The organism is Delftia lacustris (genome assembly GCF_040267515.1).
In the GTDB taxonomy this organism is placed as follows: domain Bacteria; phylum Pseudomonadota; class Gammaproteobacteria; order Burkholderiales; family Burkholderiaceae_C; genus Comamonas; species Comamonas tsuruhatensis.
Genome location: NZ_CP141274.1, coordinates 5,240,431 through 5,257,736 on the forward strand (window position 1 = coordinate 5,240,431; position 17,306 = coordinate 5,257,736).

The following is a 17,306-nucleotide window of genomic DNA, read 5'->3' on the forward strand; positions in this document are numbered from 1 at the left end:
GTCAGAACACTTCCCAGTTCTCGTCCACACGCTCGCCCGCATTGCGCAGCGGGGTGACCTTGGCAGGCGCTGCAGCAACCCTGGGTGCCGCTGGGGACGCCTTCGTCCGCTGGCCGCCCTTGCTGCCTGAGGCGGCTGGCGCTGGCGCCTGGGCCGGTGAGGACGCGGGCAGGGACACGGACGAGGACACCCCGTCCAGCTTGAACAGACTGACCAGATCGACCAGCTTGGCAGCCTGCGCGTTCAAGCTTGCGGCAGCCGCCGCCGATTCCTCGACCAGGGCCGCATTCTGCTGCGTGACCTGGTCCAGCTGTACGACGGCGTCGCCCACCTGCGCCACACCATCGGCCTGCTCGGCCGTGGCCGCGCCTATTTCGCCGATCAGGTCGGCAACGCGTTGCGCCTGCTGGACGATGTCCTTCATCGCGGAGCCCGTCTCGCTCACCAGGCCCGAGCCCTCGTCCACCTTGGACACGCTCTCACCTATCAGGGCCTTGATCTCCTTGGCTGCCCCCGCGCTGCGTTGGGCCAGACTGCGCACTTCGGAAGCCACCACGGCAAAGCCTCGCCCCTGCTCGCCCGCCCGTGCTGCCTCCACGGCGGCATTGAGCGCCAGGATGTTGGTCTGGAAGGCAATGGAGTCGATCACGCCGATGATGTCCTCGATCTTCCGGGAACTCGCGGTGATCTGCTCCATGGTGGCCACAACGCGGTCCACGATCTTGCCGCCGCCGGTGGCGGCCTGGCTCGACGATGCGGCCAGCTGGGTGGCGGTACGCACCGTATCGGCATTGAGCTTGACGGTGGCGTTCATCTCCTCCATGGAGGCGGCGGTCTGCTCCAGATTGCTGGCCTGCTCCTCCGTGCGCTGGCTCAGGTCGGCATTGCCCGATGCGATCTGGCTGGCGCCGGTCGCGATGGATTCGCTGCTTTGCCGCACATCGGCGACCACGCGCGCCAGGCCGGCACGCATGTCCTCCATGGCGTGCAGCAGGCTGGAGGTGTCTCCGGGCGCCAGTTGCACCCGCACGGACAAATCGCCCTGCGCGATCTGGCGCGCCACCCCGGCGGCATAGGAGGGCTCTCCGCCCAGCTGCTGCTTGACCGTCCTGGTGATCATCCAGGCCACCAGAGAGCCCAGCGCGGCGGCCAGCAGCGTCAGCACCAGCATGGCCACGCCGTCTTCGGCCACGCTGCGCAGGGAGCCGTCCACCGTGGCCTGTGTCTGGGACTTCTGGTAGGAGACCAGCGCCTCGACCGCATCGAAATAGGTCGTCTGCAAGGCGCGCAGGCGTCCCATGATCAGGTCCCTGGCCGCATCGCCCTGGTTGGCCAGGCCCAGGTCCCCGGCCTGGCGCATGGTCTCCACGAAAGGCTGGCGCGCCTGCCGTATGTCGGCAAAGAGCCGGCGCGCCTGCTCGGTCTGCAGGCGCTGGTCCAACTCCTTCATGACCAGGCCGTTCCTGGCAACCACCTCATCCAGCCGGCGGCTCTCCTCGGCCATCTGCGCCGGATCGGTGATCAGCGCCAGATTGCGCACCACCCGCGCCGACACATTGGCGTTGTCCTTGAGCGATTGCAGCCGGGCCAGATTGCCCATGCGGTCCTCGGCCAAAACACGCAACTGCTCCCCCTGATCGTGCAGCTTCATCCAGCCGAAGCCGGCCACGCACACGCAGACCACGATCACCGCAAGGAAACCCATGCCCAGCATGGTTCCCAACTTCATACGCCTCAGAAAACCCACGTCGCTCTCCCTCGAACCACCTACGCAAACCGGCCAGACTGCTGGCACGGAAGAAACACATCCGGGAACAAATTTGACAATTTGAATCAGTTGCGTCGCCTTCCCAAACCCTGCACATCCAGTAGGACAGCGCCTTGCCGACATGCAGGCATCGGGCTGCCAGCCATTGCCAGAACCCGTCATTTCGCGCTTGATGGCCATGCTTCAATCCACGCGCCCGCACGGGGCGCGACTTCGCCCTCCAGGACTTCGATCATCTGGCCCAGGTTTCAATCCACGCGCCCGCACGGGGCGCGACAAAGCGCCCTACTCCCTGGCGCGCACCATCGCTGTTTCAATCCACGCGCCCGCACGGGGCGCGACAGGAGGAATCGGAGGCAGCCGAAATGCCCGTGGTGGTTTCAATCCACGCGCCCGCACGGGGCGCGACCGCTTCGAGCTCGTCGTCTTGCTGGCGCAGATTGTTTCAATCCACGCGCCCGCACGGGGCGCGACGACAACCCGGAAGCAGACCGGGCCGAGAATCAAGAGGTTTCAATCCACGCGCCCGCACGGGGCGCGACTGGGCATACCCGAGACCCATATCAGCGGCTTCAAGTTTCAATCCACGCGCCCGCACGGGGCGCGACCCGTGACAGCCCTGCACGCTTCCTCGCGTGCGGGTTTCAATCCACGCGCCCGCACGGGGCGCGACGCGAGCTGCGCATGCGTGCGCGCTCACTCGCCCAGTTTCAATCCACGCGCCCGCACGGGGCGCGACCAGATCCAGACCGGCGGCCGTCCAGGCCTTGGCGTTTCAATCCACGCGCCCGCACGGGGCGCGACCCTCGCGGCTGGTCTCCATGTAGTGGTGCAGGTGGTTTCAATCCACGCGCCCGCACGGGGCGCGACGCCGTTTGCCTCTGCAGCTGTGAGCGATCAGACCTGTTTCAATCCACGCGCCCGCACGGGGCGCGACATGGGGTGCGCGCCATGGTCCCTGATCGCACCGAGTTTCAATCCACGCGCCCGCACGGGGCGCGACAGAGGCGCTGATCAGGCTCAAGCACGCGAGGATGTTTCAATCCACGCGCCCGCACGGGGCGCGACTACGACAGCAGAGGCCGCAGGCCCTTGTCTTTGGAGTTTCAATCCACGCGCCCGCACGGGGCGCGACCGTGGCCGTAGCCTCGGCGCCGGTGTAATGGACCGAGTTTCAATCCACGCGCCCGCACGGGGCGCGACGCAGGTCCAGCAGGGTGTTCTCGCCCGTGAGCGTGTTTCAATCCACGCGCCCGCACGGGGCGCGACCGGAGGCTGCTGCTGCCGCCGCAGTCTCCCCTCAAGTTTCAATCCACGCGCCCGCACGGGGCGCGACATTCGTTGATGGCCTCGCGCGCCTGCTTGGGCCGGTTTCAATCCACGCGCCCGCACGGGGCACGACTCCAGGCGGCAGCAGCGGTTTTCCGACCAGACGGAGTTTCAATCCACGCGCCCGCACGGGGCGCGACGGTAGTTGGGTTCCTGCCACCAGGCGTAGAAGTGGTTTCAATCCACGCGCCCGCACGGGGCGCGACGCGACAGTTCCGAATAGACAACGGCCTGACCTTGTTTCAATCCACGCGCCCGCACGGGGCGCGACGATCAGGCGGTGCCAGTCCGATGCATCTGCGAAGTTTCAATCCACGCGCCCGCACGGGGCGCGACGCCGTCACCTGCACCTGCGCCTGGTCCGTGTGGATGTTTCAATCCACGCGCCCGCACGGGGCGCGACGATCAGGCGGTGCCAGTCCGATGCATCTGCGAAGTTTCAATCCACGCGCCCGCACGGGGCGCGACGCCGTCACCTGCACCTGCGCCTGGTCCGTGTGGATGTTTCAATCCACGCGCCCGCACGGGGCGCGACCTGGCAGGTGGCCTACCTGGCCATGGCCGCCTCGTTTCAATCCACGCGCCCGCACGGGGCGCGACCAACGACACGGCAGCGACAAACCAGGCACATTGGGTTTCAATCCACGCGCCCGCACGGGGCGCGACCGCGTCGCGAACCTGCCCTTCGCCACGGTCTATGTTTCAATCCACGCGCCCGCACGGGGCGCGACCTCGAAGCGGCGGCCGAGGAAATCCCGACCGTGCGCGTTTCAATCCACGCGCCCGCACGGGGCGCGACCTGGCGCAGAGCCACTGACCGACGGGATCGGTCATGTTTCAATCCACGCGCCCGCACGGGGCGCGACAGGTGCAGCAGTTGGCCCAGCAGCAGCCCGAGCCTGTTTCAATCCACGCGCCCGCACGGGGCGCGACATCAAGAGGGGTGTTCGTGTCGGGAGCCGACCGAAGTTTCAATCCACGCGCCCGCACGGGGCGCGACTGTGCGGTACGAGCGCGACGATGCGCTGGAAAAGTTTCAATCCACGCGCCCGCACGGGGCGCGACGGTGATGAGCTCAAAGGCTCAATCATGGATGAGGTTTCAATCCACGCGCCCGCACGGGGCGCGACGGCATGCTTATAACCCAGCCGTACCACTGCAAAAAAAGCTTCGCCATCGCGAACCTGCGCGCTCTGTCACGGAAAAACGGCAAGGACCACGAAAGACGCAGTGATGCCTCAACAAAAACAACGGCTTGCAGAAATGCGAACCTCAGGGGAGGACAAAGGTCACTTGGGGTTCGCGGGACGCGAGCTGGTGCGGCCAACTGCAGCCGGGGCGCGCGGTGACTGGGTGCCCACAAAAAAGCGGCCTTTCAGCCGCTCTTCATCAGCATGCGCAGCCGCAAGCCGATCAGCTACCAGCCACCTTCATGCGGTTGATCAGGATAGAGCCCACGGTCTTGGCGCCGTAGTTGTAGGCATCCGCGCCCACGGCCTCGATGCCCTTGAGCATGTCCTTGAGGTTGCCTGCGATGGTGATCTCATGCACGGGGAAGGCGATTTCGCCGTTTTCCACCCAGAAGCCGCTGACGCCGCGCGAGTAGTCGCCGGTCACGTAGTTCACGCCCTGGCCCATGAGTTCGATCACGAACAGGCCCGTGCCCAGCTTCTTGAGCATGGCGGGCAGGTCGTCGCCGGCCTTGGTGCGGCGCGAGGTCATGACCAGGTTGTGCGATCCGCCGGCATTGCCGGTGGTCTTCATGCCCAGCTTGCGTGCCGAGTAGCTGGACAGGAAGTAGCCCTCGACGCGGCCGGCATCCACCACCTTGCGGGCCTGCACGCGCACGCCTTCCTCGTCGAAGGGCGAGCTGCCCTTGCCGCCGAGGATGAAGGGGTCTTCCGTGATGTCGATGTGCTTGGGGAAGACGGGCTTGCCCAGCGAGTCGAGCAGGAAGGTGCTGCGGCGGTACAGCGCGCCGCCGCTGACGGCCTGCACGAAGCTGCCCAGCAGGCCGGCGGCCAGCGTGGACTCGAACAGCACCGGGCATTCGGTGGTCGGGATCTTGCGGCTGCCCAGGCGGCTCAGGGCGCGCTGGGCGGCGTAGCGGCCCACGGCTTCGGGCGAGGCCAGGTCGGCCGCGTTGCGCATGGAGCTGTACCAGGCATCGCGCTGCATCTCGCCATTGCGGCCGGGCAGCGATGCGATGGGCGCCACCGACAGGCTGTGGCGCGAGCTGGCGTAGCCGCCACGGAAACCATTGGTATGGGCGCTGAAGAAATGGCTTTGCTGGGCCGAGACGCCAGCGCCTTCGCTGTTGGTGATGCGCTTGTGCGTGCCCAGGGCAGCTTCTTCGCACTGCAGCGCCAGCTGCGCCGCAGCCTCGCTGGTCAGCTCCCAGGGGTGGAACAGCTGCAGGTCGCGGTGGGTGCCGGGCGGGGCGATGTCGGCCGCATCGGGCAGGCCGGCCATGGGATCTTCGGCCGTGAAGCGCGCGATGTCGTAGGCGGCCTGCACGGTCTGCTGGATGGCGGCATCCGAGAAGTCGGAGGTGCTGGCGTTGCCACGGCGGTTGCCCAGGTAGACGGTCACGCCCAGCGACTTGTCGCGGTTGCGCTCCACGGTCTCCAGCGCCCCCTTGCGCACACTCACGCTCAGGCCGCAGCCCTCGGAAGCCTCGGCTCCGGCGTCGGTTGCGCCGAGCTTCTTGGCGTGGACCAGGGCACGGTCCACCAGATCTTCAAAAAACGGTTGGCTGTAGCTGAAGCCGGAATCAGCCTGCGGTTTGGCGGTGCTTGCCGCGCGGGGACGGGGTTTTTTCATAGCGGCGGCTATGATAGCCGCCACTGCAGCGCCCTCCGCGCCGCCACTGTATTTGTCCCCTACCCCATGTCACGCAAACCCAAAAAAGGCTACTACGTCAAAGGTCACTTCGTTGCCGAAGGCAGCGAACTCGACCTGCAGCTCAAGGCCGAACTCAAAGGCACCCCCGACTCCAGCAAGACGGATCTCAAGCGCGAGTCCGACGCCTTGCAGGACCTCGGCAAGGATTTGCTGACGCTGCGCTCCGACCTGTTCAAGCGCCTGCAATTGCCCGACCAGCTGGCCGATGCCCTGGCCGAGGCCAAGCGCATCACCAATTTCGAAGGCAAGCGCCGCCAGATGCAGTACGTCGGCAAGCTCATGCGCAAGCTGGACGAGACCGAGATCGCCGCCGTGCGCGCCGCGCTGGACGAGCAGCACAACGGCTCGGCCGCCGAGAAGATGGCCCTGCATGCGGCCGAGCAATGGCGCGACCGCCTGATTGCCGAGGAATCGGCCCTGTCCATCTGGCTGGACCATTTCCCCGACACCGACACCCAGCAGCTGCGCGCCCTGATCCGCCAGGCCCGCAAGGACATGCCGGGCGCCCATGAGGCCAATGTGCAGGAATCCACCGGCCTGGCCCAGCGCAAGGGCCGCGCCTACCGCGATCTGTTTCAGCTGGTGCGCCAGCAGTTGGGCGGCACGGGCCGCGAGACAGCCGAGGACGGTGACGGCGCTGGCGAGGAAGCTGACGATGAGTGAGCCCTTCCATGACGCCGTGCGCATCGGCATCGTTTCGATCAGCGACCGTGCCAGCAGCGGCGTCTATGAGGACAAGGGCCTGCCGGCCCTGCAGGACTGGCTCACCCGCGCGCTCAGGAACCCCATCACGTTCGAGCCGCGCCTGATCCCCGACGAGCAGGCCGGCATCAGCGCCACGCTGATCGAGCTGGTCGATGCAGGCTGCTGCCTGGTGCTGACCACGGGCGGCACCGGCCCCGCCCCGCGCGATGTCACGCCCGAAGCCACGCTGGCCGTGGCCGACAAGGAAATGCCGGGCTTTGGCGAGCAGATGCGCCAGATCAGCCTGGCCTTTGTGCCCACGGCGATCCTGTCGCGCCAGGTGGCGGTGATCCGTGGCAAGAGCCTGATCATCAACCTGCCGGGCCAGCCCAAGGCGATTGCCGAAACCCTGGAAGGTCTGAAGAACCCCGATGGCACGCAAAAGGTCAACGGCATCTTTGCGGCCGTGCCCTATTGCGTGGACCTGATCGGCGGGCCCTATCTGGAAACGGACGACAGCGTCTGCAAGGCGTTCCGCCCCAAGAGCGCAGTGCGCACCGCGCGACCTGCGGCCTGATCGCGCGGACACGGCAATCGACAAGCAGCCTGCGGGCTGCTTTTTATTTTTTCAGCCCCTTGAACCAGCGCTGAATCCGGGCCCGCAATTGCCGTTTGCCGTCATCACCCAACGGCATGCTGCTTGCCAGTTTCAGTGCCGCATCGACCTGTACATGGCCATGCTCCATCAGTGCCATGCAAAACACCCGGTCCTTGTCGCGCCCCGCCTGGGCCTTGGAGAGAAAGAGATCCAGCACATCAAGGCAATAGCCGACGCGATCGTTGGTATTGCCGTTCTGGATACGGTGCAGCCGGTTTTGCCAGCCTGAGGCAAGCACTGCCGTGTCCGGGCCCACGCCCTGCGCGTAGTAGCCATTGGACTCGTGGAAGCGAGAGCCTTCGCCAATGGATCCGTCGATCCGGTCCGCCAGATCCGGAGCGTTGAGCGGATAGATGTCCGCCTCTGCGGACATCTTGAAAACCGGCTCGGGATACGGGATGGAGCCCAGGATTGCCTGGCTTCCCACGATGACGAATTCATACTCATTCGTCACATCCCCGCTCGCACGAATGATGTGCTCAAGATCCTCTCGGTTCATAGGCCCGCCCTGTATCTCCCAATGCAACGCCCCGCTTGAGATCCCCCACCTGCGCCAGTACCTGCTGGCGCACCTGTTCGGGCAGCACCGATGTCAGGGGCGAGGCCTGGCGCAGTTCCTGGGCCCTTCGCGTGCGGGCCAGGATGGTGCGCCAGCGGCCATTTTGCAAGACATCCTGCCACTGCCTCCACAGGCTGGCGGAATGCGAATCCCCCTGGCTCAACCACCTCTCCAACGTGTCCTGTGCCTGCTGCAGCAATGCCGGGTCAGATCGCACAAGGCGCACGGCTTCTTCATGCAATGCGAGGCTTTGCAGATCCTGCACTTCATGGCGCGCATCCTGCGCACGCACCAGAACCTGTACGACGGGCCTGGCATGGCGCGAACGGGCTGCGGCAGTTCCTGCGGGCGCGGGCTGCAGGGCGTCGCCCGCCAGCAATGCCAATTCTCCCCCTATGCCCAGTTCCGACATGACTCGCAGGTACGTGCCCATGGATGGCCCGGGATCGCCGGACTCGACTGCAGCGAGCGTGCTGCGGGATATACCTACGCGCGAGGCCATCTCGACCGTGCCCAGCCCCTGCTCCTTGCGCAGACGCTTGAGCCGGTCACCGAACTGCAAAAGTAGTTGGCGCTGAAGAAGGGTGGACTTTTCTGGCGTTTTCATTTGTCCATTATTCTAAGCAAAACCTGAATTTTTGATTGTTTTTTTATACAAATTAATTCAAGTCCAGTGCTTTCGCATTCCCAGGTCAAGGAACGGAAAAGCAGGTCCTGACGCGCGCACAAGCCACGGCCGGGATGCGCAGCGCATGGCGATCAATCAACGGGCCGGCCACGTTGCAAGGATGAGCGGCTGTACTGTCGCACCGGGGCCACCAAGCCCGTGCTTGCCCCAATGCGGCAGACCCCTGTCCCTGCCAGCATGGAATCACCCGGCCCCTGCGCAACAGCAGCGGGCTTTTTCCATCCAAAGCAAGGAGACTTCATGCAGCAACGCCCCAAGACATCGCTGATGACACCGCTGGCCCTGGCACTGTGCGCCGCCGCACTGGCAACGCCGGCCCTGGCGCAGCAGGACAAGGTTCGGATCGGCTTCATCACCGACATGTCCAGTCTCTATGCCGATGTCGAGGGCAAGAACGGCGCCGTGGCGATACAGATGGCCATCGACGACTACGGCGGCAAGCTGCTGGGCAAACCCATCGAGCTGCTGACGGCCGACCACCAGAACAAGGCCGATATCGCCGCCAGCAAGGCGCGCGAGTGGATAGACACGCAGGGCATCAGCCTGGTGTTTGGCGGCACGAACTCGGCCACGGCCCTGTCCATGGCCAAGGTGGCGCAGGAGAAAAAGCGGGTCTTCATCGACAACGGCGCAGGCAGCTCGGCGCTGACCAACGAGCAGTGCAGTCCCTACACCGTGCACTACGCCTTCGACACCGTGGCCCTGGCCAAGGGCACGGGCGCGGCCGTGGTGGAGGCCGGCGGCAAGAGCTGGTACTTCGTGACCGCCGACTATGCCTTCGGCCATGCGCTGGAGGCCGATACCACCAAGATCATCGAGGCGCGCGGCGGCAAGGTGCTGGGCTCGGTCAAGACACCGCTGAACGCCAGCGATTTCTCCAGCTTCATGCTGCAGGCGCAGAACTCCAAGGCCCAGATCCTGGGCCTGGCCAATGCCGGTGGCGACACCATCAACTCCATCAAGGCCGCGCGCGAGTTCGGCGTGACCAAGGACATGAAGCTGGCCGGCCTGCTGGTGTTCTTCACCGACGTGCACAGCCTGGGCCTGAAGAACACGCAGGGCATGCAGTTCACCACCAGCTGGTACTGGGACATGAACGATGCCTCGCGCAAGTTCGCCGACGCCTTCATGGCCAAGACCCAGCGCCGCCCCAGCGAAATCCATGCGGCCGACTACTCGGCCACCATGAACTGGCTCAAGGCCGTGGAAAAGGCCGGCACGCTGGATGCCGACAAGGTCATGGCCACCTGGCGCGGCATGAAGATGGATGACTTCTTCGGCAGCGGCTACCTGCGCGAGGACGGCCGCTACGTGCACGACATGTACCTGATGGAAGTGAAATCCCCGGCCGAATCCAAGGGCACCTGGGACTACTACAAGCTGGTCAAGAAGCTGCCGGCCGAGCAGGTCTGGACCACCAAGGCCGAGAGCAAGTGCCAATATTGGCGCTGAACTTGCGCTGAACTTGCGGTGAGCCGAGGGGGCAGCCCGGCCGCTCCCTCTCCTCGCTTTTCTCCACTGAATCTCCATGCCTTGGTCAATGCCGGGACATCGAACCGCGCCAGACTGGTAAGTTCGAGCATCTGGCGCGGCGCCGGGCAGGGACTGTCTCCCCTGCGGCCGACCGCGCGGCAGGGGAAGAATGAAGTTCAATCGCAAATGGGCCATGGTCGCCGTCGCAGGCGCATGCATGGTCGCAGGCCTGGTGTGGTGGAAGGCCAGTGCCAAGCCCTCCACCCAATTCGCAACCGCACCCGTCACCGTCGGCGACCTGGAGCAGACCGTGCTCGCCGTGGGCCGGCTGCACCCCAAGGAACTGGTGGCCGTGGGCGCCCAGGTCTCGGGCCAGGTCCGGCGCCTGCACGTGGAGCTGGGCCAGAAGGTCAAGGCCGGCGACCTGATCGCCGAAGTCGATGCCCAGCCGCAGCGCATCAAGCTGCGCAATGCCGAGGCATCCGTCACCGCCTTGCAGGCCCAGCTGGCCGCGCGGCGCGCGGCGCTGGTGCAGGCCCGGCTGACCTTCCAGCGCCAGCAGGAGCTGCTGCAGGCCGACGCCACCTCGCGAGCCGACCATGAAGCCGCCAAGGCTGCGCTCGACACCGCGCTGGCCGATGTCGGCGCCCTTCAGGCACAGATCGAGCAGGCACGCACCCAGGTGGAGACCGAGCGCATCAACCTGGGCTACACCCGCATCGTCGCGCCCATGGACGGCGTGATCGTGGCCGTGGTCACCAAGCAGGGCCAGACCCTGAACTCCTTCCAGACCACGCCCACCATCGTCATGCTGGCCAAGCTCGACGTGATGACCGTGCGCGCCGAGATTGCCGAGGCCGACGTGGACAAGATCCAGCTGGGCCAGACGGTCTGGTTCACCACGCTGGGCAGCGGCCGCCAGCGCCACACCGCCACGATCGAGCGCATAGAGCCTGCGCCCGCCTCCATCGCCACGGACGCCACCGCTGGCGCAGCCACCGGCGCCCAGGCCGCCAAGGCCATCTACTACAACGCCCAGTTCGACGTGCCCAACCCGGAAGGCAAGCTGCGCCCCTCCATGACCGCCCAGGTCACCGTGCGCGTGGCCCAGGCCGACAAGGCCGTGCTCATGCCGGCCGCCGCGCTGGGCAGCCGCGATGCCGACGACAACTACAGCGTGCGCGTGCGCGATGCCCAGGGCCAGGTCACCGAGCGCAAGGTGCGCGTGGGCCTGCGCACCAACGCCCAGGCCCAGGTGCTGTCGGGGCTGGAGCCCGGCGAGCAGGTGGTGATCGGCGAGGCCAGCCCTGGCGGCAAGCCGGCCGGCAGCGACCCGATGGGAATGTAAGCATGGACCATGCATTGCTGCAGATGCAGGGCCTGCGCCGGGAGTTTCCTGCGGGCGACACCACGGTGGCGGTACTCAAGGACATAGACCTGACCATCGAGGCCGGCGAGATGGTGGCCATCGTCGGTGCCTCGGGCTCGGGCAAGTCCACGCTGATGAACATCCTCGGCTGCCTGGACCATCCGACCTCGGGCAGCTACCGCATCGCGGGCCGCGAGACCAGCGAGCTGGGGCCCGACGCGCTGGCCGCGCTGCGGCGCGAGCATTTCGGCTTCATCTTCCAGCGCTACCACCTGCTGCCCGACCTCACGGCCCAGGGCAATGTGGAGCTGCCATCGGTCTACGCCGGCACGGCGCCCACGGACCGCCATGCGCGCTCGGCCGCCCTGCTCGAACGCCTGGGCCTGGCCGACCGCATGCAGCACCGGCCGGGCCAGCTGTCGGGCGGGCAGCAGCAGCGCGTGTCCATTGCGCGTGCGCTGATGAACGGCGGCGCCGTCATCCTGGCCGACGAGCCCACGGGCGCGCTGGACAAGGCCAGCGGCGAGCAGGTCATGCGCATCCTGCAGGAGCTGCATGCCGACGGCCACACCATCATCCTGGTCACGCACGACATGGCCGTCGCCGCCCACGCCACGCGCGTGATCGAGATCAGCGACGGTGCCATCATTGCCGACCGGCGCAGCACCCCGCACGAAGCCAGGCCGCCCGTGGAGCCGGCATCCGGCGCGCGCCGGGCCTCCTGGCGCGGACTGTCGGACCGCTTTGGCGAGGCCCTGCGCATGGCCCTGCGCGCCATGAACGCCCACCGCCTGCGCACCTTCCTGACCATGCTGGGCATCATCATCGGCATCTCGGCCGTGGTCTCGGTGGTGGCGCTGGGGCGCGGTGCGCAGCAGCAGGTGATGAACCAGATCAGCGAGCTGGGCACGAACACGCTGGACATCTTCCCCGGCAAGGACTTCGGCGACACGCGCGCCGCCGCCATCGAGACCCTGGTCGCCGCCGACGCCCAGGCCCTGGCCGAGCAGCCCTACGTGGACAGCGCCACGCCCAATGTGTCGGTCGGCGTCACGGCGCTGTACCGCGAGAACGCGGCCACGGCCCAGGTGACGGGCGTGGGCTTCGAGCACTTTCGCGTGCGCGGCCTGCGCCTGGCATCGGGCCGCTTCTTCGACCAGCGCGACGTGGACCTGCACGCCCAGGTGGCGGTGATCGACCAGAAGACCGCCACCGCCCTGTTCCCCACCAACCCCAGCCCGCTGGGCGAGGTCGTGCTGCTGGGCCAGATGCCCGTGGAAATCGTCGGCGTGCTCCGGCCTGCGCAAAACAGCTTCGGCGGCTCCACGCCCACCTTCTTCGTGCCCTACACCGCAGCCGCCACGCGCCTGGTCGGCAAGTACCACCTGGACAGCATCACGCTGCGCATCAAGGACGCGGTGCCGGCCGAGATCGCGCAAAAGGCCGCCACCAGCCTGCTGACCGAGCGCCATGGCACCAAGGACTTCTTCATCTGGAACTCCGACCAGATCCGCCAGGCCATCACGCGCACCAGCACCACGCTGACGCTGCTGGTCTCGGCCATCGCCATGATTGCGCTGCTGGTGGGCGGCATCGGCGTGATGAACATCATGCTGGTGTCGGTGACCGAGCGCACGCGCGAGATCGGCGTGCGCATGGCCATCGGCGCGCGCCAGTCGGACATCCTTCAGCAGTTCCTGATCGAGGCCGTGCTGGTCTGCATCGTGGGCGGCATCCTGGGTGTCTCTCTGGCGCTGAGCCTGGGCCTGGCAGTGAGCCTGTCGGGCTCCAGCTTCCAGCTGTCGTTCTCGGCCGCCTCCATCGTGCTGGCCGTGGCCTGCTCCTCCCTCATCGGGATCGGCTTCGGCTTCCTGCCGGCGCGCAGTGCTGCGCGCCTCGACCCCGTACAGGCTCTATCGAGAGATTGACATGCATATGCTGAAGACCGGCGTGCTGGCATGCGCAGTGGCCCTGGCCGGCTGCGGCGCCATCACGCGCACAACCTACGAGGCGCCGCAGGTGGCGCTGCCCGCACAGTTCGAGCATGCGCAGCCCTCGGCGGCAGCGCCTGCGCCCGAGGCATGGTGGCGCGCCTTCGGCGATCCGCGCCTGGATGCATGGATCGACATGGCCCTTGCGCGCAACCCCGACCTGGCAACGGCAGGCATCCGTGTGCGCCGCGCCGCGCTGCAGGCGCAGCTGGCGGGCCGCGCCCTGCTGCCGCAACCCGGCGGCACGCTCAGCACCGGGGCCAGCCGGCCGCTGTCCGGCAGCCCGCGCAGCACGCTGGAGACGTCCAGCGCCACGCTGAGCGTGGGCTGGGAGCTGGACCTGTTCGACCGCCTGGGTGCCCAGCGCGATGCGGCCGTCTTCGAGGCCCAGGCCAGCGAGCAGGACAGGCAGGCCGTGGCCCTGTCCCTGGCGGCCACCACCGCCAGCCTGTACTGGCAACTGGCCCTGGCCAACGAGCGCCTGGAATTTGCGCGGCAAAGCCTGGAGTACACACGCCGCACCGGCGAGCTGGTGGAGGCGCTGTACCGCAGCGGCGCCGTATCCAGCCTGGAACGGCGCGAGGCCCGGCAGGCGCTGGCCGAGCAGCAGGCGCTGCTCAGCCAGTACACGCAGGCCCGCGCCGAACTGCGGCAGGCGCTCAACGAGCTGCTCCTGGGCGCCGAGGCACCCGGTGGCGAGCCGCAGGCCCTGCCCACGGGCGCGCTGCCTGCCATTGCCGCAGGACTGCCCGCCGAACTGCTGGGCCGCCGCCCCGACCTGCGCGCCGCCGAACTGCGGCTGCGCGCCTCCCTGGCCAGCAGCGATGCGGCCACCGCGCGCTACTACCCCACGCTGTCGCTGACCGGCAGCCTGGGGGGCTCCAGCAACTCGCTGCTCGACCTGCTGGCCAACCCCGTGGCGGCCCTGGGCGCCAGCATGACCCTGCCCTTTCTGAACGTGGGCGAGATGCGGCTGAACACCGCCATTGCGCGCAACCAGCATGAAGAGGCCGTGGTCAACTTCCGCAAGTCGCTGTACGCCGCGCTGGCGGAAACGGAAAAAGCCCTGTCCGCCCGCACCGAGCTGGCCAGCCAGGAGCAGGCACAGCAGCGCGTCATGCAGGAATCGGCAGAAATCACCCGCCTGTACGAGGCACGCTACCGCGCAGGCCAGGTACCCCTGCGCACCTGGCTGGATGCGCAGGAGCGCAGCCGCAACGCACAGCTGGCCCTGTCGGCCCTGCACCTGGCGCAACTGCAAAACCAGGTGACGATCAACAAGGTGCTGGGCGGCGGATGGCAAGCCCCTTGAGCAAGGGCCGGCAACCTCCGCCAAAGTGCCCGCCCCGGTCAGAACGAATGCGCCATGCCCAGGTACAGGCCGGTCTGGCTGCCGCCCGGCGCCGGGTTGTTGTTGGTGGTCTCCACCGAGAAGTTCGCATTGCCGCCATTGCGCACATTGCTCACGCTGGCGTACAGCAGCGTGCGCCTGGACAGCGCGTAGTCGGCGCCCGCCATGAACAGGTTGGCGCTGCCGCCGCCGTTGTTGACCGTGGTGCGGTAGCCCGCCCCGATCAGCGTCAGCGGGCCTGACACCTTGTAGCGCGCGCCCATCCAGTACTGCCGCGCCTTGTTGGGCACGCCAGCCGCGCTGTCGGGCGCGGACAGCTGCTCATAGCCCACGAACAGCTTGAGCGCGGACAGCGTCACCGTGCCGCCCAGCGTCAGGTTGCGGGAGGTGGTGTACAGATCGCTGAAGTGGCCATTGGCATCGCGGGCCACATCGTAGATGGCGCGCAACTCGAACGTGGGCGCGGTATAGGACACCGACAGCGCATCCTTGCGCAGCCGCGATGTGCCCTGCGGCTGCTCGCCCAGGCCGGTCAGCGCCAGCACGCGCAGGCCGCCCCAGCTGGGCGTTTCGTACGAGATCATGTTGTCATGCCCGCCCCAGTTGCGCCCCCGAACCAGCGTGGCCGAGCCGATGAACTGCTGGCCCGTGGGGTCCAGCGCCCAGTGCGCATCCGAGATCGACAGGTCCTTGCCCAGTTTCAGCGTGCCCCAGCCGCTGCGCAGGCCCACGAAGGTGCGGCGGTTGAAGAAACCTGCGCCGTTGAACCTGGCATCGTCGATGCTGAAGCCCGACTCCAGCGTGAACAGCACATGCAGCCCGCCGCCCAGGTCCTCCTCCCCCTTGAAACCCAGCATGCTCGTGCCCCACTGGTTGCCCACCGCCCGCCACAGATTGCCAGAGCCCCCCGTGGCCGGGTCGTACACATTGCTCTGGTAGTCCACCCCCGCGACCACACGCCCGTAGAGCGTGACGGAACCCTGGGCCTGGGCCGACAGGGCCGTGCCCAGCGCCAGCGCGGCCAGGCCAGCGCTGCGGATCATGCGTTTATTCATCTCCCTCTCCTCCTTGACATTGCCGATTGGCGAAAATCCCCATGGCCGCAGCACGGCTGCCATGGGGAGCAGCTTGAAACCAGTCGCCAGCCCCTTTTCTTGTGCTTCTTGTTCTTGTGCTTCTTGTTATTGCGGGTGCATGCAGCCCCGTGGTTGCGATGCCCTGCAGGCTGCTTTCATGAATTCTCCGCAGGGATGGCGCCAGGCCTGAGCGATTCATGCGCAGACCTATGCATTTGCGGCGCGGGCGCCCCGGTGTTTTCCCCTGGAAGGGGGTTGAGCGACGTTCGGGGATGGGGCATGGCCGACGGGTGCTCAGTCGCTCACGCCTACGCAGAATCCTCCAGCCGAAAAATGCAGGCCATGGGCGTCCACTTGTCTCCAGGTGGTGCCCACGGCGTGGGGGCCTGAAAGGCCCACATCAGGTCTTCCCATTCGCACAACTTCGGATCGGTGGCGGAGGCAAGGGCCATGGCCCGGGCGTCATGCACTGCGTCATCGGTGTCCATGACCATCACCATGCGCGTGCCAAGGCGGTGGATTTCCATGCCGGTGACGCCATGGCTGCGCAGATGCGCCGCCACCTCCGGCCAGATCCGGTGATGCAGGGCTTCGTACCGGGCGATCAGCGCCGGGTCATCCCTGAGGTCGAGTGCAAGGCATTGGCGCATGGCGTCTCCATGGTGGTCAGGTCAGCGCGCGGTCCAGGTGGGTGTAGCCGCCATCGACGAACAGCCATTGCCCCGTGGTGTGCGATGCCCGCTCGGACAGAAGAAAGACGACCGTGTCCGCAATCTCCTCGGCCGCCGTCATGCGCCGGCCCAGCGGAATCCGGGCGCTGATCTGTTCCAGCTGGCGCCCGGGGTCGTCGAAGCGGCCCAGCCAGTGCAGGTACATCGGCGTCATCACCTCGGCGGGCACCACGGCATTGACGCGCACGCCATCGGCTGCCAGCGCGGCAGCCCATTCGCGCGTCAGCGAGAGCTGGGCCCCCTTGGCCGCGCAGTAGCCGCTGGCCTGGCCCTGCCCGGTCAGCGCGGTCTTGGACGAGATGTTGACGATGGCGCCACGGCTGGCCTTGAGGTGCGGCAGGCAATGGTGGGCCATGACGTAGTAGTGCACCAGGTTGGCCTGCAGCGAGCGCACGAAGGCGTCGCGCCCTGCCTCCAGGCCCACGCCGTCATTGATGCCCGCGTTGTTCACCAGGCCGTCGATGTGGCCGCAGTCCGCCGCAGCGCGGGCCACCATCTCTCCGCATGCCTGTTCATCGACCAGGTCGAAGCGGAAGTGGCGGGCCCGGGGCTGCAGTTCCATGAGCTGCGCCTCGAACCGAGCGGACATGGTGTCCTTGCCGCAGATCAGCGGAACCGCACCTTCACCGGCCAGCCGCAGCGAGATGGCCGCCCCAATGCCGCTGGCACCGCCCGTGACGATGAAGGTCTTGTCTTTCAGGTTCAGGTCCATGCTGCCTCCCATG

13 protein-coding genes and 1 CRISPR repeat array are annotated in these 17,306 nt (G+C 67.0%); of the genes, 6 read left to right on the forward strand and 7 right to left on the reverse strand.

Translation table 11 applies throughout. The annotated features are described in order from the left end of the window. Position 1: 1 nt before the first annotated feature. Positions 2-1,729 carry a methyl-accepting chemotaxis protein gene (locus U6958_RS25470; RefSeq protein WP_074923157.1) on the reverse strand — a complete coding sequence of 576 codons (1,728 nt, stop codon included), beginning with the start codon at positions 1,727-1,729 and terminating at the stop codon, positions 2-4. A gap of 219 nt (positions 1,730-1,948) precedes the next feature. Continuing rightward, positions 1,949-4,227: direct repeats of the CRISPR family, unit length 32 nt; unit sequence GTTTCAATCCACGCGCCCGCACGGGGCGCGAC. A 283-nt stretch (positions 4,228-4,510) separates the two neighbouring features. Continuing rightward, positions 4,511-5,920, reverse strand: a complete 1,410-nt coding sequence (gene pmbA, locus U6958_RS25475) for a metalloprotease PmbA (protein ID WP_016453829.1) — start codon at positions 5,918-5,920, stop codon at positions 4,511-4,513. A gap of 66 nt (positions 5,921-5,986) precedes the next feature. Between pmbA and yjgA the strand changes: the two genes are divergently transcribed. Together yjgA and mog are read left to right on the forward strand one after the other, a co-directional pair. Then, positions 5,987-6,664: a ribosome biogenesis factor YjgA gene (yjgA, locus tag U6958_RS25480; protein WP_016449652.1), complete on the forward strand. Its 678-nt coding sequence runs from the start codon at positions 5,987-5,989 to the stop codon at positions 6,662-6,664. Beyond that, the gene (mog, locus tag U6958_RS25485) at positions 6,657-7,262 is read left to right on the forward strand and encodes a molybdopterin adenylyltransferase (protein ID WP_074923158.1); all 606 of its coding nucleotides are present in this window, start codon (positions 6,657-6,659) and stop codon (positions 7,260-7,262) included. The genes yjgA and mog overlap by 8 nt, the downstream gene beginning before the upstream one ends. A gap of 43 nt (positions 7,263-7,305) precedes the next feature. On the opposite strand, the gene U6958_RS25490 is transcribed toward mog, so the two are convergent. Further along, on the reverse strand, positions 7,306-7,842 hold the full coding sequence (locus U6958_RS25490; RefSeq protein ID WP_012204240.1) for a DUF6036 family nucleotidyltransferase: 537 nt from the start codon (positions 7,840-7,842) through the stop codon (positions 7,306-7,308). Continuing rightward, positions 7,823-8,509 (reverse strand): helix-turn-helix transcriptional regulator, encoded by a 687-nt coding sequence (locus U6958_RS25495; protein WP_047325806.1) that lies wholly within the window; start codon positions 8,507-8,509, stop codon positions 7,823-7,825. The genes U6958_RS25490 and U6958_RS25495 overlap by 20 nt, the downstream gene beginning before the upstream one ends. A 321-nt stretch (positions 8,510-8,830) precedes the next feature. Between U6958_RS25495 and U6958_RS25500 the strand changes: the two genes are divergently transcribed. The 4 genes from U6958_RS25500 (at position 8,831) to U6958_RS25515 (ending at position 14,735) form a co-directional block, all read left to right on the forward strand. Beyond that, complete coding sequence (locus U6958_RS25500; RefSeq protein WP_016449656.1) at positions 8,831-10,042, forward strand: ABC transporter substrate-binding protein; 1,212 nt, start codon at positions 8,831-8,833, stop codon at positions 10,040-10,042. Between the two features lie 190 nt (positions 10,043-10,232). Then, positions 10,233-11,411, forward strand: a complete 1,179-nt coding sequence (locus tag U6958_RS25505; protein WP_074923159.1) for an efflux RND transporter periplasmic adaptor subunit — start codon at positions 10,233-10,235, stop codon at positions 11,409-11,411. A gap of 2 nt (positions 11,412-11,413) precedes the next feature. After that, positions 11,414-13,360, forward strand: coding sequence for a MacB family efflux pump subunit (locus U6958_RS25510; RefSeq protein ID WP_016453833.1), 1,947 nt, complete (start codon positions 11,414-11,416; stop codon positions 13,358-13,360). A 1-nt stretch (position 13,361) separates the two neighbouring features. Beyond that, positions 13,362-14,735 (forward strand): efflux transporter outer membrane subunit, encoded by a 1,374-nt coding sequence (locus U6958_RS25515; protein ID WP_074923160.1) that lies wholly within the window; start codon positions 13,362-13,364, stop codon positions 14,733-14,735. 38 nt (positions 14,736-14,773) lie between these two features. Here the strand turns inward: U6958_RS25515 and U6958_RS25520 are convergent, their stop codons facing one another. The 3 genes from U6958_RS25520 to U6958_RS25530 form a co-directional block, all read right to left on the reverse strand. Next, a complete protein-coding gene (locus U6958_RS25520; RefSeq protein WP_074923161.1) occupies positions 14,774-15,829 on the reverse strand; it encodes a porin in 1,056 nt (351 codons plus the stop codon). Positions 15,830-16,158: 329 nt separating this feature from the next. Beyond that, positions 16,159-16,500, reverse strand: coding sequence for an L-rhamnose mutarotase (locus tag U6958_RS25525; RefSeq protein ID WP_074923162.1), 342 nt, complete (start codon positions 16,498-16,500; stop codon positions 16,159-16,161). Positions 16,501-16,516: 16 nt separating this feature from the next. Continuing rightward, entirely contained in the window at positions 16,517-17,293 is a 777-nt protein-coding gene (locus U6958_RS25530) for an SDR family oxidoreductase (protein ID WP_065347600.1), read from the reverse strand. Between the last annotated feature and the right edge of the window lie 13 nt (positions 17,294-17,306).